An 18,570-nucleotide genomic window follows, 5' to 3' on the forward strand; every position below is an offset into this window, starting at 1 on the left:
AGACAGGTTGTAGAATTTTATTCTTAATTATACATTTTATATAAAAAACCCCTTTAGGGGTTAGGGGTATGAAAATAGTTACCTATAACGTCAACGGTATACGCTCGGCTATCAGCAAAAACTGGCTGGCCTGGCTGCAGGCTGTTGATGCCGACGTGGTTTGCCTGCAGGAGATAAAAGCCACGCCTGAAGTGCTGACCGATCTTTTTTTGGTCGAACAACTCGGTTACCAGCATTACTGGTATCCTGCCGAAAAGAAAGGCTACAGCGGCACGGCCATCTTCACCAAACAAACGCCCAAACACGTGGAATATGGCTGCGGCATCCCGCATTACGACCTTGAAGGGCGCAATATCCGGGTCGATTTTGAGGATGTATCGGTGATGAGTGTTTACTTTCCATCCGGTTCAAGCGGCGATGAAAGGCAGGACTTCAAATACAAGTTCCTGGATGAATTTGGCGAATACATCAATCAATTGAAATGGGCCTACCCCAACCTGGTGGTGTGTGGCGACTATAACATCTGCCACCGCCCCATTGATATCCACAATCCCAAATCGAACGCCAACTCTTCGGGCTTTTTACCTGCCGAAAGGGACTGGATGGAGAATTTTATCAATTCCGGTTTTATCGACAGCTTCCGGCATGTAAATAAAGAGCCTCACAATTATACCTGGTGGAGTTTCCGCGCCAATTCACGCGCAAAGAACCTGGGCTGGCGTATCGATTATATTATGGTAACACACGCGCTTGAAGCGCACATTAAACGCGCTGCCATATTACCCGAGGCCCGGCACTCGGATCATTGCCCGGTAATGCTGGAATTGGATTTATAAAATCTGTTAGCTGTAACAATCCGCCGGTCTCATCATCTAACCAAAGCCAAACTATTGCTTATGAACTGGAACATTTTTAAAAGAAAGCCAAAAGCAGAACGTAAAAAGAAATCAAAAACCCGCGAATGGGTAGATGCCATTGTATTCGCTGTTATTGCGGCTACGATTATACGCGGTTTACTCTTTTCCGCTTACGCCATACCGTCCGGATCGATGGAAGGAACACAACTGGTTGGCGATTACCTTTTTGTAAGCAAGATCAGCTACGGGCCGCGCATTGCGAATACCCCGCTTGCCATACCCTTTACCGAGCCCAAAGTATTCGGCATCAAAACCTATCTGAGCTTTCTGCAGCTGCCCTACTGGCGTCTGCCGGGAACCAGCGAAGTGAAGAAAGGGGACATTGTGGTATTTAACAAGCCAGATGAGGCCGACCTGGAGCATAGCATACCGGTGGATGAACGTACATCTCTGATCAAACGCTGCCAGGCCACGCCGGGCGATACGCTGACCATTGTGAACACCCAAGTGTTTATCAACGGCAAAGCGGCGCCCAATGCCCCTAACCAGCAAACATCTTACCTGGTTACTACGAACGGCATCCCGATAAACCCGCAGATCATGACGGATTTCAGTATGGAAACCATCAGTATAAAGGATTCGAATACCTTCGAGATGATAATCCCAAAGGAACACCTGGCCGAGTTAAAAAGCTATTCCAATATCAAGAGCATCATTACCTATATCCGCAGCGCTAAAGACCCCGACCCGGAAGTGTTCCCCCACGACGCTAAATTCAAATGGAACGAAGATAATTTTGGCCCCTTGATCATGCCAAAAAGAGGCTGGACAATTCCGCTTAACGATTCGACCATGACGCTGTACCGAAGGGCGATCGAGGTTTATGAGAATAACAAGGTAGCGGTTAACGGCAAGGATTTTTACATCAACGGTAAAAAAGCGGATACTTATACCTTTAAAATGAATTATTACTGGATGATGGGCGACAACCGCCATAACTCATTGGACTGCCGCTTTTGGGGTTATGTACCCGAGGATCACATCGTTGGCAAGGCCATGATGACCTTTTTCAGTACCGATTCGACCAAAGGTCTTTTCAGTGGCAAGATACGCTGGAACAGGATATTTAAACCGATCAATTGATGGAACAAAGCCATAAATAACAAAGGCCCCAAAAAGGGGCCTTTGTTATTATTTTCCGCGAATAATTTATTAACCTTTTACACGCTCCACGTACGCGCCGGCGGCAGTATCAACCTTCACTTTGTCGCCTATGTTGATGAACAACGGCACTTTGATCTCGGCGCCGGTTTCAACGGTCGCATTTTTCAAAGCATTGGTAGATGTATTGCCTGCAACAGCCGGTTCGGTATAAGTAATTTCCAGTTCGACGGATGATGGCGCCTTTGCCATTATAGGCTCATCACTTTCAAAAGCTACAATAACGTTAATGCCTTCCTTCAAAAACTTTACAGCATTGCCAAATAAAAATTTAGGCACATTGTGTTGTTCGTAAGTAGTGTTATCCATTATTACCAGGTCGTTGCCATCCTCGTAAAGGTATTGGTAATCGTTGGTTTCAACGCGCGCTATGTCTACTTCCTCGTCGGTACGGAAACGGTATTCAACCAGTTTACCGGTCTTCACATTACGCATGCGTGCCTGGTAAAAGGCACGCAGGTTACCGGGGGTACGGTGTATAAACTCCTCAACCTGCACCAACTCACCGTTAAAGCGGAGGATATTCCCATTTTTTATATCAGATGCTTTAGCCATAAAATTTTTATTGAGGCGCAAACTTAGGCACTTATGTGCAAAGAAACAAGAAGTTAGTCGGAAAGTCCGCGTAAGCCGGGAAGTCCGTAAGACTGTTTTTTCTTTCGGACTTATGCGGACTTTCCGACTTGCGGACTTCAAAACGTACCTTTGCCCCCATGTTTGATGTGATATTAAAAAAGGGCAAGGAAAAGGCAGTGGTACAGCGCCATCCCTGGCTATTTTCCGGGGCGATAGAGCGGGTAAAAGGCAAACCGGCAAACGGCGATATCGTTCGCTTACTGAACGACAAAGGCGACTTTATGGCTTACGGTTTTTATAACAGCCAGTCGCGGGTGGCCTTGCGCCTATTGGAATGGAACGAAAGCGTAGAAATTGATGAGAATTGGTACCGGAAGAGAGTAGCAATGGCGGTGGCGAGCCGCAGCGAAATTTTGAACGATAATAACAACACTTGCCGTTTGATCTTCAGCGAGGCGGATTACCTGCCGGGGTTGATCGTAGATAAATACGCCGATTACCTGGCGGTGCAGGTACTTACGTCGGGCATGGAAAGGGAAATGCCCGTGATCATCGATGAACTGCAAAAGCTGCTAAACCCGGTGGGAATTTTCGACAAAAGCGATGCAGCATCGCGGGTGCATGAAGGTTTGGGAACGATTAACCAGGTACTTGCCGGTCAACATCCTCCTGGGATAGTTGAAGTGGTTGAAAATGGTATCCGTTACGGCATCAATATCGCCGAAGGGCAAAAATCAGGCTTCTATTGCGACCAGCGCGATAACCGCCGGATTGTAGCCGCACATGCTAAAGGGAAACGTGTGCTCGACTGCTTTTGCTATACCGGTGGTTTTACACTGAATGCGCTGAAAAGCGGCGCTTTATCGGTGACCAGCGTGGATAGCTCTGCCCTTGCTATCGAAACTTTGAAGACCAATATCGGGTTGAACAAACTTGATATATCCAAACACACCACCATCCAGTCCGATGTCAACAAGCAACTGCGGGCACTGCGCGAGGATGGACAACAATTTGATATTGTTGTACTCGATCCGCCGAAGTATGCGCCATCGCGGTCTGCGCTTGATAAGGCCATGCGCGCTTATAAGGATCTGAACCGGCTGGGCATGTTGCTGCTTGAAAGCGGTGGGTTACTGGCAACCTTTTCGTGTTCCGGTGCGATGGATATCGACACGTTTAAACAGGTACTGGCCTGGGCCGCGCTCGACGCGGGTAAAGAGGTACAATTCATTTACCAATTCTGCCAGCCTGAGGACCACCCGGTAAGGGCATCTTTCCCCGAAGGAGAATATCTGAAGGGGTTACTGTGCAGGGTTCTGTAGAGACGCAAGATTTTGCGTCTCTGTGAAATATTATTATCAATCAAACCTCACTCCGCCGTAGCTCGAGCTGATATTGATCATCTTGTCGCTACTGCCTTTGCCGATATGGCCCTTGAAATTTTTAGTAGGTTTCCAGCCTTTACTATCGTCAGACGGTGTTTTCTCCGTGATCTGAACCGGGGCATCGCCGTAGTTAAAGTCACCGTAACGCACGGTAATATCAAAGTTGGCATTGGTCGAATTATCGATGCCGATCTTTAACCCTGAGTAGCTTGAACTGTACGAAAAGCTGCTGAAGTTTTTATCGAGGTTATCGATAGATATCTTACCTGCATAATGTGCATTGATATTTCCCGAGCTCCTCAGCTTGCCAATTCTCACGTCGCCGGTGTATCTTAATTCACAATTTAACTTATCCACCGAACCAATATCCAGGCTGCCATAGCCGACACTTACATCCGCAGACGAAAGTCCGTCGATCTCGGCGCTGCCATACCTCATTTTAATTTGGTTATCCGCATGCGGTAACGACTTTGCCGAAAAACTGCCGTATGCGCAGTCTATTTCAACCCGGCCGTCAAAATCAGGCAATTCGGTAGCGCCGTACCGGTTATTTATCGCCAAGGCATTTTTTGACGGCATGTATATTGTATAATTCACTTCGGCTTTATGATGATCATTCCGGTTATTGAACAGGTCCCATATCGAACCACCACTTCTGCTGCCGTAATTCGTGCTGAACGAAACCACATCGCCGCTTTTGTCATCGGAAATACTGATGGCATCTATCATTTTCTGCGCAGTATTATCGTTATCGGCATAAGCCCTCATCTCCACATCCACTTTCACTTCGTTCCTGTTCCAGGTATTCACCACAACCTTACCGAATTTATTATCGATCCTTAGCTTATCGTTGGCATCCAAAGCATAGGTTTTGGTATAATTTTTTACCCGTTCGCTAACATTGCCGCTTTGATCCATCCCGACATCCATCGCCGCATTCACATCCACATTGATGCTGCTCACGGCGCTTGTTATCCCTGTGGCAACAAGCGAGTGGATATCCATATTGAGTTTACCCAGGCTTTTATTTAACGTCTTATCCAGTTTCTCCATCGCCAGGTCCAGGTGCTTTAAATTGACGTCCAGGTTCAGGTCGATCAGTTTATCAGTCTTTTCGTCGTTGAATTCCCGGTCGCCTTTCCCGGCTGTTGCGGCGGTATCCTGTGCAAGTACCGGCGCAGCACACGCAAGCAGGGCAATCAGTATAAGGGCAGGTTTATATGCTTTTATTTTCATTTTCTTGTTCTTTCTTCATCTGGTTATAGTGCTGTATCACATTAAGCTGCTGGTTAAGCACCTCGGTCTGTGCCTCCAGGTTCCGGATCATGGCTTGTAAAACCAGTTCGCGGTTTGGACTGTTGGCTAATTCAGCCTTAAGCTTTTTATAGGTTGCATCCATTTTGGCTAGCTCCGCTGAAAATTCCTTATACATCTCCGGATCGTCCTGCGTTAGCGATCTCAGTTCCGAGCGCTTCGATTCAACCAGCGATGTATAGTGCATCTGCTGTTTGGCATAAGTGGGGTTGATGGATGCATAATCAAGCGGCTGCTTTTTCTCGTTGCGTACGTACACAAAAAATCCGACGCCCATCACGATAATGATAGATGCCGCTACTTTCAGCACGAATGCCAGCGAAAACGTTTTTGCTTCCCTTTTCTGCGGCGCCGTACCCTCGGCGGGCAAATGTTTTTCTATCCTGCTCCACAGATCTGCCGACGGCTCGAGGTCATCAAACTCCTCCCTGTTAGCCTTCATAAAATCCTCCAATCGCTTGCTCATGATATTCCTTTCTTAATTAATATTTCGTTCAGTTTCCGCTTCGCCCTCAAAAACTGCGTTCTCGAGGTGTTTTCGGATATATTTAATATCTGTCCTATCTCTTCGTGATCATATCCCTCCAGCAGGTAAAGTGACAGCACCAACCGGTAACCTTCCGGCAATTCCTTCATGGCTTCCTTCACCTGCGCCACCTTGTATTGTATCTCTTCGTCATCCCCGCTCTCCTCATCCGCTATATTATCCAGCTGGTCCTCGCCCAGCTCCACCATCTCCAGTTTGCGTTTGCGCAGCAGGTTAATGGCACGGTGCACCACGATCTGCTTCAGCCACAGCCCGAAGGTAGTTTCCTGCCGGAAGTCCCTTACACGGTTAAACGCATCAAGGAAAGCCTCCTGTAAAACATCTTCCGCCTCGTCGATACTACCTACAATCCTGAAAGCTACGTTTAGCATCGCTTTCGAATACAAACGGTAAAGTTCAAAACAGGCTTTTTTACTGCCCTGCTTGCACTCAACCACCAGGTGATAGTGTTTATCAACGTATACGGATTCCAAAATTTACAGCTTTCAGGTTATATGACGCAGGGTATTTTCGAACGTTGCATGAAACGTTAAATCTATATAAAGAATTTGTAGAAAGACAGTATTTTGAGAGCCAGGAAATATCCGCTGTAGCTTTGCGGCCGTCATTTGGTAAAAAAGCGATAACGCCTGTAGTGCCGGCTGCAAGAAGCGAGTAAACGGACGCACTAAGGGCGTAGCCGGCCTGCACACCGGGCCAGCCTGATAGCCGGGGAGGAGCAAGATACGCCCGGTGGTTATTTTGGCATATGCCTTAGTCCTTTATTTTTCGATCAACCGTAAACGCTCTAAAAGGATTGTTAAATGGTAAACTTATACAACAAACCGGGATTTAGCCTTTTTCGACATAGGATTTCAGCCCGGCCATGAATTTTTTTATCCCTTTGTCCGATTGTTTGCGGATCATCAGGGTATCCAGCAACTTTCCAAATAACCCAAACTTAACCTGGTACTGCATTACCTGTTTTACCTTAACACGGCCATCGCTAATTTCAAAACTGTAACGGTGATTAAGCCGCTCTACCGGGAAAGAGCAGGCGGTCAGCTCGTAGGATAAGGCTTCATTCGGTTTGAAGATCGTCACTTTTTCTTCAAACCAGTTCTTACCATCCATCATCTCTACTCTTCGTTTGGCACCCGGCCCGCTTTTTTCACTGCCGATGGCAGTAGATTTCCTGACGGTAGGATCGTACAGTTCCAATGCTTCTACGTTGGTCAATGCCTTCCATATTTTTTCAATGGGCGCATGGATAGTGACTTCGTTGGTTAAGATTGTCATGTTAACTATTTCTAAGATATTACTACTTGCGATTTGCAAGTGTAAAAATAAGTTGACGACTTTTAAATTGCAAGTACTTAAAAAAATATATTATTTTTGCCTATGGCAAAACAAAAAAGACGATCGGATTGCCCCATCAGCACGGCGCTGGATATTTTCGGAGACAAATGGACGCTGCTCATCATCCGCGACCTGATGTTTAAAGGCAAACAGCATTACGTCGAGTTCCTGCAATCGGAGGAAAAGATCGCCACCAATATCCTGGCTGACCGTTTACATATACTGGAACAACATGGCATTATCAGTAAAAGTATCGACCCGGCCCACGGGTCCCGGTATCTTTACCACCTGAGCGTGAAAGGGGTCGACCTTTTACCCATGCTGGTGGAAATGATCCTTTGGAGTGCCAGGTATGACCCTGCTACCGCCGCTGATGCGGAGTTTATCGCGGCGGCGCGACAGGATTTGGCGGGTCTGCTGAAAACTATCAAACTTGGATTAAAAGAAAAAATAGCTGTTTAACCACATATGACATTAAGCGATTAAAAAAGATGTAAGACAAGTTTCATAATACAATAACCCTTTCGCATGGTACTGGCTCATCAAAAATTTGATTTCAACGGTAAATGCCTGATAGAAAAAGTTGTAATCCAGGCACCTTTCCGATTTGCGGCAAACTTCCAGGACGAGGCATGCTTCATCTATTTTGCAGAAGGCAAAACAACTATCAACTCGGCGAGCGAACAAACCACCATCACGCAACGCGAATCCGTTTTGCTGAAATGCGGAAGTTATTTTGCTGACCTGCTGAAGTACAGTGATGCCGACCGGTTTGAGATCCTGGTTTTTCACCTTTATCCCGACATTCTCCGAAGTATCTACAACGACGAAATCCCTGCTTTTTTAAAGACATCTTTAAAAAACACCTTCATTCAAAAAGTAGCGACCGATATGATGGTTCAAAAATTTGTAGAGAGCTTATATTTCTATTTGGATCATCCATCATTGGTCAGTAACGATTTGCTGGAACTTAAAATAAAGGAGCTGATATTACTTTTGGTACAAAGCAAAAACGCTGCGTCCATCGTCAGCCTATTTGCCGAATTGTTTACTCCCCGGATCTTAAGCATAAAGGAAATTATCGGTGCCCATTTATTCTCTGATTTAACTATAAGCGACCTGGCGGATTTATCCAACCTTAGTTTATCAACCTTCAACCGGACATTTAAAACGATGTTTGGCGATACCCCGGCCAATTATATTAAAACAAAACGACTTGAACGGGCACATGAGCTACTTTCTATAAGTTCATTAACGGTCAGCGAAATTGCCTTTCAAACCTGCTTCCCCACCCTTGCGCATTTTTCAAGATCCTTCAAGGAGCGTTACCAATGTTCGCCGAGCGCATACCGGTTATCAATTGCGCCAGATGCTTTTAAGTAGGATAAATCAGACAACATTCTGACTTTTAAAGACAAATCCGGGATGAGGATCGCGTGCATCTTTGCTTTGTAAAAAAGCAACGTGGATTTAAGCAATAATACAATTTTAATTACCGGTGGTGGTTCGGGCATTGGGTTTACCTTAGCTAAAAAATTCATCCAATTAAATAACCGGGTGATCATTTGCGGAAGAAATTTAGAAAAATTAAAAGCCGCCAAGCAAAAATATCCATCTATTGAGATAATTCAGTGCGATGTTTCTGATGAACATTCGGTAGAAACATTGGTGCAGGAAATTCTGGAAACACATCCCAACCTTAATTTCCTGGTCAACAACGCCGGTATAATGAAAATGTGGAACATCCGGCGCGAAACCACAAATATCCGGGAACAGAAAAAAGAGATCCTGACTAATTTTTTTGGAACTGTTCAGCTTACACAATCGCTGATCCCACATTTATTAGGGCAAAAAAATAGCGCTGTCCTGAATGTTTCATCGGGGCTGGCGTTCGTACCGATGTCGGCAGCGCCAATTTACAACGCTACCAAAGCAGCCATACATTCTTATTCCATATCAATTCGCCAGCAATTACAGAACACGGCTATTAAAATATTTGAAGTATTACCTGCTGCCATCGAAACGCAAATGGCAACAGACATGGAAAAAATTATCGGTATTGAAAACAGCGGCCCGAAAATGTCCCCTGAAAAATTGGCAGAGTTAACCATAAAGGGAATAAAAAATGACACTTACGAAATACGTCCCGGTATGGCGAACATGCTTTATCACTTACATCGTTTCACTCCCTCGCTTGCCCAAAACATGATCAGAAAGCAATCGGAAAAAATATTACTCAAGCTCTGATTATCGACAAATCATATCATACACAAATTGAAACAAGGAATAACATGCGACAACTGACAAATACAAAAAGCCGGCTAAATATTGGTTGGAAACTCATGGTTGTGTTCGGGGCACATTGGTGCCTTCTTGCTGTTCTTATGCCTTTAACTTCCTATCTTTCTCTGCCCAATCAGCCAATGACCACCTTTGGTATAGCAGATGAAAAGCTTACCGGCCTTTCCTGGGGTCAAATCATTTCAGTTAGCCCCGATCTTGGGCTATGGATCGTACTTACAAAAATCAGTATGTCTGCCATGATGATGGGCCTGGGCATTCTCATTGCAACACTTTCATACAAGGTTTACCGCCAGGGAGATCGGTGGGCCTGGCGTGCGCTTCTTGCCTCAACGCTGATCCCAATATTTGTCTATTACGGCTTTATTTGCGCCATCCACATATCGCACAGAATACCCATCTGGACATTTCGGCCGGGAAGTTCAGGAGTTATGGCAGATTTAGTTAACGTCTTTGTGCTTACCTGGCTCTACTTCGGTCTCTGGTATCCAAGAAAACATTTGAAAGATTGAAAAACAGTAATTATTAAAAACCAAAATGAAAACCATAATCGACAAAAATAAATTTGGCCCTTGGGCAATTGTAACCGGCGCATCGTCGGGTATCGGTAAAGGATTTGCTCAACAACTTGCGGCAGACGGGCTGAATTTAGTACTTGTTGCACGGCGGGTGTCTCTTTTAGAAGAATTAGGCAGCGAGCTGGCAAAGGAATTTAAGATACAGTATCGAACAATTGAAGCCGATTTGTCAGAGGAAAGTGCGATCAAAAAAATTAGTGAAGCTACTGACGACCTTGAAGTAGGTATCTTAATTTCAAATGCAGGTACAGGAAATGTGGGCAAATTTTTCTCCGTTGAATTATCCGAGCACAGTTATATTTTGCAGCTTAACGCAATTTCGCACTTAAGCCTCATACACTATTTTGGTAAAAAAATGGCAAGCCGAGAAAGGGGGGCATTCTTTTGACAGGGGCAATGGGCGCCATAGAGGGTGTTCCCTATATGGCAAATGATGCCGGAACAAAAGGTTACATTCAAAGTTTGGGAAAAAGTTTACATAACGAACTTATGGAGTTTGGACTGCACGTTACAGTATTGGTAACAACCCCAACCGAAACGCCGGTGTTTTACAAACTCGGGTTTACCAAAAAAAATACGCCTGTTCAACCAATTTCAATACAACAATGTGTAACCGAAGCTCTTTCAGCTTTATCAAAAAATAAGGTCACTGTTTTGCCTGGTCTCAAATTCAGGATCATGGCTGCGCTTACACCAGGTTCGTTAGTAAGGAATATGAGCGGCAAAATGATAAAAAAGAATAACGGACTTATCTGACAAAATTGAAAAATAAAAATGGATGCAAACACCAACATTCCGAAGATCCGGAAGATCGCCTTTTGGATAACAACAACGGTAATAGCCATTATGTATTTTGTAACCGGACTGGGAAACATTTTGCCTTTTACTCACATAGCACAGGACATGGCCCGGCTGGGGTACCCAACCTACTTTTTAAAGATAATTGGCACCTGGAAAATATTAGCAGCAACAGCCATCGTCATTCCCCGTTTTGACAGGGTAAAAGAATGGGTTTATGCAGGTATGATGTTCGATTTGACGGGTGCCGCACTTTCCCGCTATTTTATTGGAGACCCCTTGCCGATGGTCATTATTCCGTTGTGCTTGTCCATTCTCGTAACAGTCAACTATGTGATCAGGCACGCTTTACATAATAAGGTGGCCGGCTCAACTTTATAGATTGCAGAATAGTTCATACTAAAAACGGAAATTCACATAGCATTTAAACAGACAGCTTTACTTATATGCATGGTCAGCCTGGCAATTGGTGCCGGTGACTGAAAAGCTCGTTGAAGCGAATTATCGGACAGGCTGACGTAGGAAAGGGAAGATTTATTATTTTATGATAAAGATTCAATGATCAATAATATTACTCTTATTAGATTTACCAGGTAATTTTCCGGGACAAATAACCAATTGATGGCTGAACAAATAAAATACACTTTGGAAGAAGCGAATCAATATTTCGCGGTTGCTTTCAATAATAAAATCTGGAAACTTTTCGAAAAAAAAGAAAGTACAGAGGACGAACAGGAGGAAATAATAAACTTAGCCCACGCATCGCTACTGCATTGGAGTAATAGCCCTGGATGTAAGAAAGCGAACCTACAGCGGGGCGAATATATGATTTCGATGGCCTATATTCATGCCGGAAGAAAAGAACAAGCCTTATATTACGCCAAAAGGTGTATAAAAATTACCGAGGATCGTGCGGAGGAAAACGAAGATTTCGACTTGGCCTATGCTTACCTGGTAATAGCTATGGCGTTGAATTTAAACAACCTGAAGGAAGAGGCGGCGCGGTACTTAGAGGACGCGAAGAAGCTTGGTGAAAATATAGCCGGTGAAAAGGACAAAAGGATTTTTATATCGGATTTAAAAGATGCCATTGAGGGAGTTTTGGCTTCCCTTCCGCCTTCAGACAAAGCTGTTATAGATGAAGCTCAATGAGCGCATGACAATATCTAAACTATTTTTTTTAGAATGAAAACTGAAAATGCGAATATAATAGGGACATGGAAACTTATAAGTTTCGAATTAATTAACAAAACAGCGAATAAAACCTTTTATCCATATGGTAAAACGCCCATAGGAACTTTGATATTTAGTCCCGATCACTATATGTCAGTTGCTATCATGGCGGATAACAGAGAAAATTTCACCGTTGAAAGCATCCAAACGGGTACGGAACCAGAAAAAATCAAGGCCGCTCAGCCACTCATGTCTCTGAGATGTCAGGAATTCAGCGGCCCAACGTGCCGGTAAGTGTTGATGAGCAAACCCGTGGGCGTGGTCTTCGATTCAACAAAAGCAAGCTCCCGGGCGCCAATATTGTCCGATAATAAGCGTTTGCCCCTACCCAGCAGAACCGGGTACGTGATGAGCACAACCTCGTCAGCCAGGCCCTGGTCAAGCAACACGGAAGTCAGTGTTGAACTTCCTACCACGATCAGGTCAGGACCGTCCGTTGATTTAAGATCGCGAATCGCCTTTATAACGTCCCCGTCCAGGTGCTGCACTGGTCCCCATTCCAGGCTTTCGGGCCTGTGGGTTGCAATGTATTTTGTTGCCGCATTTATGGCATTTGCCATAGGGAAATCTCCGGCAACGGGCCAAAAAGCGCTGAATATATCGTAGGTATGGCGGGCAAGCAACAGGTCAAAGTCTGGCCCATACGCTTCAAGGAGGGCTGCCGCCCCGGCAGGGCTTCTATAAGGTGTTGTCCAGGCGCCATAGGTGTAGTCGCCGTCGTGTTCTATCACGCCATCCAGCGAAATATGTTCAAAAATTCTGATCTTTCTCATGTTGTTATTATTAGTTTATCAATGCTTTGGCAGCAGCAATTATGTTTACTTACTTTAAAAAATCTTCCAGGTAACCTAATATTGTTTTTGTCTGCATCATCAGGCTGACATGGCTCTGCGACGGAACAACAGCCAAATGCGATTTTGGCATCGGTGCCATATCAGCAGCCACGCCACCTCCCAGTAATTGATACGTTTTCATTAACTCTACCTTATCCAGGCCATCATTATCACCTGATATCAGCAATACGGGCGAAGTAATCTTCGCAATATTGGCATCACCCATGTCGAATGGTGTTTTGATAAAAGCGATCATTTGCTCCAGGAACTTTGTCCAATTTGTTTTGTCGGGCGCTACAGCGTCATAAGCCGTTTTCAAAGGCGTATTCGTTAAAAATTCAGGTTTCATAGCTTTAAAGCCATTGGTTACCACAGGCAGCCAGCCAGCGCTTTTATAAGTAGAAGAAATGATCACTAATTTTTTAACCCGTTTTGGGTTTTGTATCGTCAACTGGTAAGCAATGGAGCCCCCCATGCTGTATCCCACCACATCAGCATTGTCAACTTTTAAATAATTCAATACACCGTCCACATCGCTTGCCATAGTAGCCAGGTCCAACTTCCTGTCCGCGAACGGGGTGTGTCCATGTCCCTGCATTTCAATGGCAATTACTTTCCTCGTTTTTGATAGTTCCGGTATCATTTGCCCCCAATTCATCTCAATGGTCATAAAAGCGCCGTGCAGCAAAACAAGGGGCTTGCCCTCACCATACACTTCGTAATAAACTTTAATGCCATTAACGGGAGCGTAGCCGCTTTCGGCCGGTTTAAGCTGTTGCCCGTTAGACCGTGATGCTGTGATGGATATGATCGCGATCAGCAGGATTGATTTAAAGAGACCAGGTGTTTTGATTAAATTTTTCATGACGTTATGTGTTTGATTTATTTGACAATACGAAGATGCAGGGTATTTCAGGATTTTACACTGTGTGAAAACGACAATCCAAGGGGCGGATCGCGACACAGGCATTTGGAGACTAACATTGTAGTTCGTCAGTCTAAGGGCTGTATTTCAGAATTAAGATCTTATCTCAACAGTTCAAAAACCCGTCTATCGCCTTCACCGCTTCTTTTTGATTTCCGCAGCGTCTCCCAACGGGGATACCCTGCAACACCTTACAAATCAGATTTCCACATCAATAAGAGCATAAGAAAAGTACGAAGTATTCCCTATATTTGATCAAATCTTATAACAAATTAAGTGAATACGCCTGCTATACTACAACTTTATCACACCACTCAAATCATTTCCGAGGAAATCATCGCATCTATTCAGAACGACAAAAACTTACGGATTGAAATGGTAAATTTTTTCGCCTATCAAGGCAAGGACAGAGAATTTGCCTATGCATTATTAGACAAATTTATCGCTATGAGGAAACAGGCAATTTTGGATATGATGCCTTTTGAAGATTTAATGTTTGCCTGTTATGTTTTAGGGTTACATAAAGAGGTTGAAGACAGCGCCAAAATTTGGGAAGCAAAATATGTTGATTTTGATACATATTGCGGACTCGATGTACAATTGGTCGCATTTGCAGGTAAACAGAAAACGTTGGACTTTCTTAGATTAAATGGCTTTATAAAAGCGTATGACTGTCTAATCTATTGTATTACTGATGACGATTTTGACCCACGTTTGGAAGATTATTTTAACCTTCAACATTTGCCCTGGTATATCTAATGACTATTACAACCGAATTATACAAAGAACATCTATTGCGCCAACCTAAAACAGGAAAATACATCTTGTGCCATCAAACCGATGACTTAATAGTGGTTTACCAGGCGTACAATAAAAATATTGCAGAATTTGCCCTAAAAAATCAATTCTTCGGCGGACCTGATTTTAGCTATAATCGGATGTCATGGATCAAACCCAATTTTCTCTGGATGATGTTTCGATGCGGTTGGGCTGAAAAAGAAAACCAGGAACGAGTACTTGCGCTTTGGCTCGAAAAACGAGATTTTGAAACCATACTTGGGCAAGCCGTTCCCTCAACCTTCGAAAATAGGAATTATAAGACTGCTGAACAATGGAAAAACGATCTTACTTTGAAAAATGTCAGACTGCAATGGGATCCTGATCACGATCCATACGGCCGTAAAATTGAAAGGCGGGCAATACAACTTGGCTTAAAAGGAGCAGCGCTGGAGAATTTTGGACAGAAGCAGATAAAGAAAATTGAAGATATCACAGATTTCGTAAAAATTCAAAAGCAATTTATTGATAGTAATCGCCTCGATAGACTGGTAGTGCCGATAGAAACAGTTTTTCAACCAGCAAAGGAACATTTATATGAAAAAATTGATTTGGACAGATGATACCAACCACTTCTATAAATCAACGCTTCAAAAATCCATCCACGACTTTCACCGCATTATCATATCTTTCAGGACCGGTGCCCGAGATAACTACATAACTGGCGTTAAGCTCCAGCAGTTCCTTATGCCATACCGACATAAAATGCTCGCGCATGTGGGGAAAATCGCGCAGCGGATCCTCCTCCCAGGGCAGGTCGATGCTGAGCAGCAGGTAAAGATCATAGGGGTGTTTGGGTAATTCGTCCAGCACTTCCTGTGGCGAGCGGCCAAAGGTATAGTCGCTCCATATCTTAACCGTGATGAAGGTGGTATCGCAGATCAGTAAGCTATTGGCTTTGGGCAGGTATTCTTCCTCTAAGGCTATCTGTCCGTAAAACATATTGATCTCGTCCTGCCAGGTGGGCGGGTCGGTCAATGCTGCACAGTAGTCACGGGCAAATTCAGGCACCCAAACCGTATGGTAATGCTCCGCCAAATAAGCCGACATGGTCGATTTGCCGGTAGATTCCGGCCCGACAACAGCTATTTTTTTGATATCGGTTTTTTGCATTACTCCAGGCTGATTTGCTTTTTATAGTCCCTCTTCCAGTCGATATAACCCATCAATGCGATACCTACATAAATAGCATACATGGCAGCCGTAAGGTCGAGATGTTTAAAAATATAAACACCCACGTAAATAATATCCACAAATATCCATATCAGCCAATTCTCCAGCACCTTACGTGCTAAAAACACCTGCGCTACCAAACTGCATGCCGTACAAAAACTATCAATGTAAGGATAGGATGCCGGAGTGTATTTTAAAACTGAACCTAAAAAAACGGTGAATACGATAATTGCGATGACAGATAATATGATCTCTTTGGGGCTGATCCGCATCACAGGCGTTTTCTTTTCGGCAGCGGGTTTATGGCTCCAATAGTACCAGCCATAAATGTTCATCGCCATAAAATAAAATTGCAGTCCCATATCCGCATAAAGCCTGCTGTCGAAAAAAATAAAAATGTAAATGCCTACGCTTACAATAGCTATCGGCCAGTTCCAGATATTGTTGCGGGCGGCCAGGTAAACACAAAGCAAGCCGGTAATTACACCAATAATTTCGAGCCATGTTTGGTGCTGCCACCAGTACTGCAGCGCGTGGATAATTTGCATCGCCGCAAATATAACCGTAGAGACGCATAATTACGCGTCTCTACGGGCCGTTTACCATATCTTCACCCTTTTGTCCGGGTCTATCCACATTTTATCACCCTTTTTAATACCGAACGCATCATAAAATTCAGGCACATCGCTGAAAGGGCCGTTCACCCTTAGCGATGCCGGCGAATGCTCATTGGTTAGTATCTGGCTCGATTCGGCCTCTTTACGTACCGACACCAGCCAGCCCAGCGAATAACCCAAAAAGAACCGCTGCAATGGGGTAAGCCCGTTTATCAGTTTGCCTTCTTTGTATTGTGCCGTTTTCTTAAATGCATCCAGCCCGATCACGATACCACCCAGGTCGGCTATATTTTCGCCCTGCGTAGCCTTGCCGTTAATGTGTAATCCGTACATGGTGTACCCGTTAAACTGGTTAATAAGCATTTGCGCACGCTGACTGAATTTCACCGAATCCTGCGGCGCCCACCATTCCTTCAGGTTGCCTTCGGCGTCAAACTGGCGGCCCTCGTCGTCAAACCCATGGGTCATTTCATGCCCTATGGTCGATGCCGCTGCATAGCCATAAACCACTGCATCATCGACGTCCTCGTCTTTCACGCCGGGTATCATGAACTGCGCCGCCGGCAGCACTATTTCGTTGTTCGACGGATTGTAGTATGCATTATAGGTTTGCGGCGTAATACCCCATTCGGTACGATCAACCGGCTTGCCCAATTTATCTGCGTAATACCTGAACCAGAAATTGTTTGCATTCATCACATTCAGCACGTAGGGCTGACGACTGATATCCATGCTCGAAAAATCTTTCCATTTATCCGGGTAGCCAACTTTAGGCATTACTTTGGCCAGTTTGTCGTACGCCTTTTGCTTGGTGGCGTCGCTCATCCAGTCCAGTTTTTCTATGTGCTCTTTAAAACTGGTACGCATAGCCTCAACCAGTTTCACATAGCGATCCTTCGTTTTTTCAGGGAAATATTCTTTCACAAACAACTGCCCTAATACTTCACCCATTAGGCTATTTTCTACATCGATCACCCTTTTCCACCTCGGCAGTTTTGATTTCACGCCATACAGTACTGTTCGCCCAAAACGAAAATCCTCATCCTCGAACGCTTTGCTTAAATAGGCGCTGTAATCCGATACCAGGTTCTTACGCAGGTAGGTTTTCCAATCGTCAATGGAGTATGTCGCCAACGCCCTGTTCACTGCCCGGTAATATTCAGGCTGACCGACAATAACTGTATCCACATTTTTGAGGCCCTCCTGCTCGAAAAGGTTTTTCCAGTCGATGGCAGGTGCCAGTTTACCGAGGCCGGCCAGTGGCATTTTATTGTAGTTTTTATACGGATCGCGCAGGTCCTCCAATTTTCTTGAACTATCCGCAAAAAATTGTTCAAGGCCGTAAACCCTGTTCGCTGCATTTATCGCAGCTTTATCATCCAGACCCGACAGTTTGTAAACCGCTGGCAGGTGCTTTTGCCGGTAATCGGTACGTATGGTTACACTGTGTTCGTCTTTATTAAAATAATAATCGCGGTTTGGCAGGCCGATGCCGGCCTGGTAAAGCTGCAACATCATCTTTGAGCTATTTTTTGGATCCTGGCCCACATATGCGCCGATAGGAGTGCTTACACCTATGGTTGCCAGGTGCGCAAATTCATTCACCAGGCTTTTTACATCTTTTACCTGGTCTATCTTGTCCAGTTCAGCCCTCAGCGGCGACAGTCCCTGCTTTTCAATGTCCACCGTATCCATGCCGCTGCGGTACAGGTCGCCTATTTTTTGTGTGCTGCTGCCTTTTTCGGCATTTGCGTTCAACGCGTCCTCGTTTATCTTTTTCAGGCGATTGCGAATATCCTCGTTCACTACATTGCCAATGCCCCACGACGCATAAGCGGCCGGGATAGGGTTCTTTTTTATCCAGGCACCATTGGCATACAGGAAAAAATCGGCCCCCGGCTTTACCGTCGAGTCGATGTTTTTAATAATCGGGTCGTTGGCCGCATAGTCGGGTTGATGGCTATTGCACGAGCAAAAAAGCAGAATTCCGGCAAACGCTGCCAAAACTGGATGGTTTTTGATATTTTTTGTCATAAA

Annotated in this window: 24 protein-coding genes; 14 read left to right on the plus strand and 10 right to left on the minus strand. The window is 44.7% G+C overall.

Annotated features, from left to right (window positions below):
- Positions 1 to 68: 68 nt before the first annotated feature.
- Positions 69 to 836, plus strand: coding sequence for an exodeoxyribonuclease III (locus tag FRZ54_RS02280; RefSeq protein WP_147030035.1), 768 nt, complete (start codon positions 69 to 71; stop codon positions 834 to 836).
- A gap of 60 nt (positions 837 to 896) precedes the next feature.
- The gene (gene lepB / locus FRZ54_RS02285) at positions 897 to 2,000 is read left to right on the plus strand and encodes a signal peptidase I (RefSeq protein ID WP_147030036.1); all 1,104 of its coding nucleotides are present in this window, start codon (positions 897 to 899) and stop codon (positions 1,998 to 2,000) included.
- A gap of 69 nt (positions 2,001 to 2,069) precedes the next feature.
- On the opposite strand, the gene efp is transcribed toward lepB, so the two are convergent.
- Positions 2,070 to 2,633: an elongation factor P gene (gene efp, locus FRZ54_RS02290; RefSeq protein ID WP_147030037.1), complete on the minus strand. Its 564-nt coding sequence runs from the start codon at positions 2,631 to 2,633 to the stop codon at positions 2,070 to 2,072.
- A 158-nt stretch (positions 2,634 to 2,791) separates the two neighbouring features.
- Between efp and FRZ54_RS02295 the strand changes: the two genes are divergently transcribed.
- Positions 2,792 to 3,976, plus strand: coding sequence for a class I SAM-dependent rRNA methyltransferase (locus tag FRZ54_RS02295; RefSeq protein WP_147030038.1), 1,185 nt, complete (start codon positions 2,792 to 2,794; stop codon positions 3,974 to 3,976).
- A gap of 36 nt (positions 3,977 to 4,012) precedes the next feature.
- On the opposite strand, the gene FRZ54_RS02300 is transcribed toward FRZ54_RS02295, so the two are convergent.
- The 4 genes from FRZ54_RS02300 to FRZ54_RS02315 all read right to left on the minus strand — a co-directional run bounded on the left by FRZ54_RS02300 (position 4,013) and on the right by FRZ54_RS02315 (position 7,178).
- A complete protein-coding gene (locus FRZ54_RS02300; protein ID WP_147030039.1) occupies positions 4,013 to 5,275 on the minus strand; it encodes a hypothetical protein in 1,263 nt (420 codons plus the stop codon).
- Positions 5,256 to 5,819 carry a hypothetical protein gene (locus FRZ54_RS02305; protein ID WP_147030040.1) on the minus strand — a complete coding sequence of 188 codons (564 nt, stop codon included), beginning with the start codon at positions 5,817 to 5,819 and terminating at the stop codon, positions 5,256 to 5,258. The genes FRZ54_RS02300 and FRZ54_RS02305 overlap by 20 nt, the downstream gene beginning before the upstream one ends.
- Entirely contained in the window at positions 5,816 to 6,373 is a 558-nt protein-coding gene (locus tag FRZ54_RS02310) for an RNA polymerase sigma factor (protein ID WP_187359727.1), read from the minus strand. The genes FRZ54_RS02305 and FRZ54_RS02310 overlap by 4 nt, the downstream gene beginning before the upstream one ends.
- Before the next feature lie 358 nt (positions 6,374 to 6,731).
- A complete protein-coding gene (locus FRZ54_RS02315; RefSeq protein WP_147030042.1) occupies positions 6,732 to 7,178 on the minus strand; it encodes an SRPBCC family protein in 447 nt (148 codons plus the stop codon).
- Positions 7,179 to 7,280: 102 nt separating this feature from the next.
- Here FRZ54_RS02315 and FRZ54_RS02320 point away from each other — a divergent pair, with 102 nt between their 5' ends.
- From FRZ54_RS02320 to FRZ54_RS24920, 9 genes are all read left to right on the plus strand, one after another.
- Entirely contained in the window at positions 7,281 to 7,700 is a 420-nt protein-coding gene (locus tag FRZ54_RS02320; RefSeq protein WP_147030043.1) for a winged helix-turn-helix transcriptional regulator, read from the plus strand.
- A gap of 66 nt (positions 7,701 to 7,766) precedes the next feature.
- A complete protein-coding gene (locus FRZ54_RS02325; RefSeq protein WP_147030044.1) occupies positions 7,767 to 8,621 on the plus strand; it encodes an AraC family transcriptional regulator in 855 nt (284 codons plus the stop codon).
- A gap of 81 nt (positions 8,622 to 8,702) precedes the next feature.
- Complete coding sequence (locus FRZ54_RS02330) at positions 8,703 to 9,485, plus strand: SDR family oxidoreductase (protein WP_147030045.1); 783 nt, start codon at positions 8,703 to 8,705, stop codon at positions 9,483 to 9,485.
- Between the two features lie 44 nt (positions 9,486 to 9,529).
- Positions 9,530 to 10,051, plus strand: coding sequence for a hypothetical protein (locus FRZ54_RS02335; RefSeq protein WP_147030046.1), 522 nt, complete (start codon positions 9,530 to 9,532; stop codon positions 10,049 to 10,051).
- Positions 10,052 to 10,076: 25 nt separating this feature from the next.
- Positions 10,077 to 10,505, plus strand: coding sequence for an SDR family NAD(P)-dependent oxidoreductase (locus FRZ54_RS02340; RefSeq protein WP_147030047.1), 429 nt, complete (start codon positions 10,077 to 10,079; stop codon positions 10,503 to 10,505).
- A gap of 8 nt (positions 10,506 to 10,513) precedes the next feature.
- Positions 10,514 to 10,873, plus strand: coding sequence for an SDR family oxidoreductase (locus FRZ54_RS02345; RefSeq protein ID WP_147030048.1), 360 nt, complete (start codon positions 10,514 to 10,516; stop codon positions 10,871 to 10,873).
- An 18-nt stretch (positions 10,874 to 10,891) separates the two neighbouring features.
- Positions 10,892 to 11,296, plus strand: coding sequence for a DoxX family protein (locus FRZ54_RS02350; protein WP_147030049.1), 405 nt, complete (start codon positions 10,892 to 10,894; stop codon positions 11,294 to 11,296).
- Between the two features lie 240 nt (positions 11,297 to 11,536).
- Positions 11,537 to 12,067, plus strand: coding sequence for a hypothetical protein (locus tag FRZ54_RS02355; RefSeq protein ID WP_147030050.1), 531 nt, complete (start codon positions 11,537 to 11,539; stop codon positions 12,065 to 12,067).
- A gap of 33 nt (positions 12,068 to 12,100) precedes the next feature.
- Positions 12,101 to 12,382: a lipocalin-like domain-containing protein gene (locus FRZ54_RS24920; RefSeq protein ID WP_147030051.1), complete on the plus strand. Its 282-nt coding sequence runs from the start codon at positions 12,101 to 12,103 to the stop codon at positions 12,380 to 12,382.
- Here FRZ54_RS24920 and FRZ54_RS02365 read toward each other — a convergent pair.
- Positions 12,352 to 12,921 carry a dihydrofolate reductase family protein gene (locus FRZ54_RS02365; RefSeq protein WP_147030052.1) on the minus strand — a complete coding sequence of 190 codons (570 nt, stop codon included), beginning with the start codon at positions 12,919 to 12,921 and terminating at the stop codon, positions 12,352 to 12,354. The genes FRZ54_RS24920 and FRZ54_RS02365 overlap by 31 nt on opposite strands.
- A gap of 49 nt (positions 12,922 to 12,970) precedes the next feature.
- Positions 12,971 to 13,846: an alpha/beta fold hydrolase gene (locus tag FRZ54_RS02370; RefSeq protein WP_147030053.1), complete on the minus strand. Its 876-nt coding sequence runs from the start codon at positions 13,844 to 13,846 to the stop codon at positions 12,971 to 12,973.
- A 336-nt stretch (positions 13,847 to 14,182) separates the two neighbouring features.
- On the opposite strand from FRZ54_RS02370, the gene FRZ54_RS02375 reads away from it, so the two are divergent.
- Positions 14,183 to 14,665 (plus strand): hypothetical protein, encoded by a 483-nt coding sequence (locus tag FRZ54_RS02375; protein WP_147030054.1) that lies wholly within the window; start codon positions 14,183 to 14,185, stop codon positions 14,663 to 14,665.
- Positions 14,665 to 15,306, plus strand: a complete 642-nt coding sequence (locus FRZ54_RS02380; RefSeq protein ID WP_187359728.1) for a DUF4291 domain-containing protein — start codon at positions 14,665 to 14,667, stop codon at positions 15,304 to 15,306. Before FRZ54_RS02375 ends, FRZ54_RS02380 begins: the two co-directional genes overlap by 1 nt.
- Before the next feature lie 19 nt (positions 15,307 to 15,325).
- On the opposite strand, the gene FRZ54_RS02385 is transcribed toward FRZ54_RS02380, so the two are convergent.
- Genes FRZ54_RS02385 through FRZ54_RS02395 form a run of 3 tightly spaced genes read right to left on the minus strand, consistent with a single transcriptional unit; the run spans position 15,326 to position 18,567 of the window.
- Positions 15,326 to 15,856 carry an AAA family ATPase gene (locus FRZ54_RS02385; protein WP_147030055.1) on the minus strand — a complete coding sequence of 177 codons (531 nt, stop codon included), beginning with the start codon at positions 15,854 to 15,856 and terminating at the stop codon, positions 15,326 to 15,328.
- Complete coding sequence (pnuC, locus tag FRZ54_RS02390; RefSeq protein WP_147030056.1) at positions 15,856 to 16,464, minus strand: nicotinamide riboside transporter PnuC; 609 nt, start codon at positions 16,462 to 16,464, stop codon at positions 15,856 to 15,858. The genes FRZ54_RS02385 and pnuC overlap by 1 nt, the downstream gene beginning before the upstream one ends.
- Positions 16,465 to 16,515: 51 nt before the next feature.
- Entirely contained in the window at positions 16,516 to 18,567 is a 2,052-nt protein-coding gene (locus tag FRZ54_RS02395; protein ID WP_147030057.1) for a M13 family metallopeptidase, read from the minus strand.
- Positions 18,568 to 18,570 lie beyond the last annotated feature (3 nt).

It is taken from the genome of Mucilaginibacter ginsenosidivorans (genome assembly GCF_007971025.1).
Taxonomy (GTDB): domain Bacteria; phylum Bacteroidota; class Bacteroidia; order Sphingobacteriales; family Sphingobacteriaceae; genus Mucilaginibacter; species Mucilaginibacter ginsenosidivorans.

What these genes read in the sequence shown, in the direction of transcription:
- FRZ54_RS02350 (WP_147030049.1), top strand. Translation starts at nt 10,892, where the DNA reads ATGGATGCAAACACCAACATTCCGAAGATCCGGAAGATCGCCTTTTGG.
- FRZ54_RS02355 (WP_147030050.1), top strand. Translation starts at nt 11,537, where the DNA reads ATGGCTGAACAAATAAAATACACTTTGGAAGAAGCGAATCAATATTTC.
- FRZ54_RS02315 (WP_147030042.1), bottom strand. Translation starts at nt 7,178, where the DNA reads ATGACAATCTTAACCAACGAAGTCACTATCCATGCGCCCATTGAAAAA.
- FRZ54_RS02300 (WP_147030039.1), bottom strand. Translation starts at nt 5,275, where the DNA reads ATGAAAATAAAAGCATATAAACCTGCCCTTATACTGATTGCCCTGCTT.
- FRZ54_RS02340 (WP_147030047.1), top strand. Translation starts at nt 10,077, where the DNA reads ATGAAAACCATAATCGACAAAAATAAATTTGGCCCTTGGGCAATTGTA.
- FRZ54_RS02395 (WP_147030057.1), bottom strand. Translation starts at nt 18,567, where the DNA reads ATGACAAAAAATATCAAAAACCATCCAGTTTTGGCAGCGTTTGCCGGA.
- FRZ54_RS02280 (WP_147030035.1), top strand. Translation starts at nt 69, where the DNA reads ATGAAAATAGTTACCTATAACGTCAACGGTATACGCTCGGCTATCAGC.
- FRZ54_RS02365 (WP_147030052.1), bottom strand. Translation starts at nt 12,921, where the DNA reads ATGAGAAAGATCAGAATTTTTGAACATATTTCGCTGGATGGCGTGATA.
- FRZ54_RS02345 (WP_147030048.1), top strand. Translation starts at nt 10,514, where the DNA reads ATGGGCGCCATAGAGGGTGTTCCCTATATGGCAAATGATGCCGGAACA.
- FRZ54_RS02320 (WP_147030043.1), top strand. Translation starts at nt 7,281, where the DNA reads ATGGCAAAACAAAAAAGACGATCGGATTGCCCCATCAGCACGGCGCTG.
- lepB (WP_147030036.1), top strand. Translation starts at nt 897, where the DNA reads ATGAACTGGAACATTTTTAAAAGAAAGCCAAAAGCAGAACGTAAAAAG.
- FRZ54_RS02335 (WP_147030046.1), top strand. Translation starts at nt 9,530, where the DNA reads ATGCGACAACTGACAAATACAAAAAGCCGGCTAAATATTGGTTGGAAA.
- pnuC (WP_147030056.1), bottom strand. Translation starts at nt 16,464, where the DNA reads ATGCAAATTATCCACGCGCTGCAGTACTGGTGGCAGCACCAAACATGG.
- FRZ54_RS02325 (WP_147030044.1), top strand. Translation starts at nt 7,767, where the DNA reads ATGGTACTGGCTCATCAAAAATTTGATTTCAACGGTAAATGCCTGATA.
- FRZ54_RS02370 (WP_147030053.1), bottom strand. Translation starts at nt 13,846, where the DNA reads ATGAAAAATTTAATCAAAACACCTGGTCTCTTTAAATCAATCCTGCTG.
- efp (WP_147030037.1), bottom strand. Translation starts at nt 2,633, where the DNA reads ATGGCTAAAGCATCTGATATAAAAAATGGGAATATCCTCCGCTTTAAC.
- FRZ54_RS02380 (WP_187359728.1), top strand. Translation starts at nt 14,665, where the DNA reads ATGACTATTACAACCGAATTATACAAAGAACATCTATTGCGCCAACCT.
- FRZ54_RS24920 (WP_147030051.1), top strand. Translation starts at nt 12,101, where the DNA reads ATGAAAACTGAAAATGCGAATATAATAGGGACATGGAAACTTATAAGT.
- FRZ54_RS02385 (WP_147030055.1), bottom strand. Translation starts at nt 15,856, where the DNA reads ATGCAAAAAACCGATATCAAAAAAATAGCTGTTGTCGGGCCGGAATCT.
- FRZ54_RS02305 (WP_147030040.1), bottom strand. Translation starts at nt 5,819, where the DNA reads ATGAGCAAGCGATTGGAGGATTTTATGAAGGCTAACAGGGAGGAGTTT.
- FRZ54_RS02295 (WP_147030038.1), top strand. Translation starts at nt 2,792, where the DNA reads ATGTTTGATGTGATATTAAAAAAGGGCAAGGAAAAGGCAGTGGTACAG.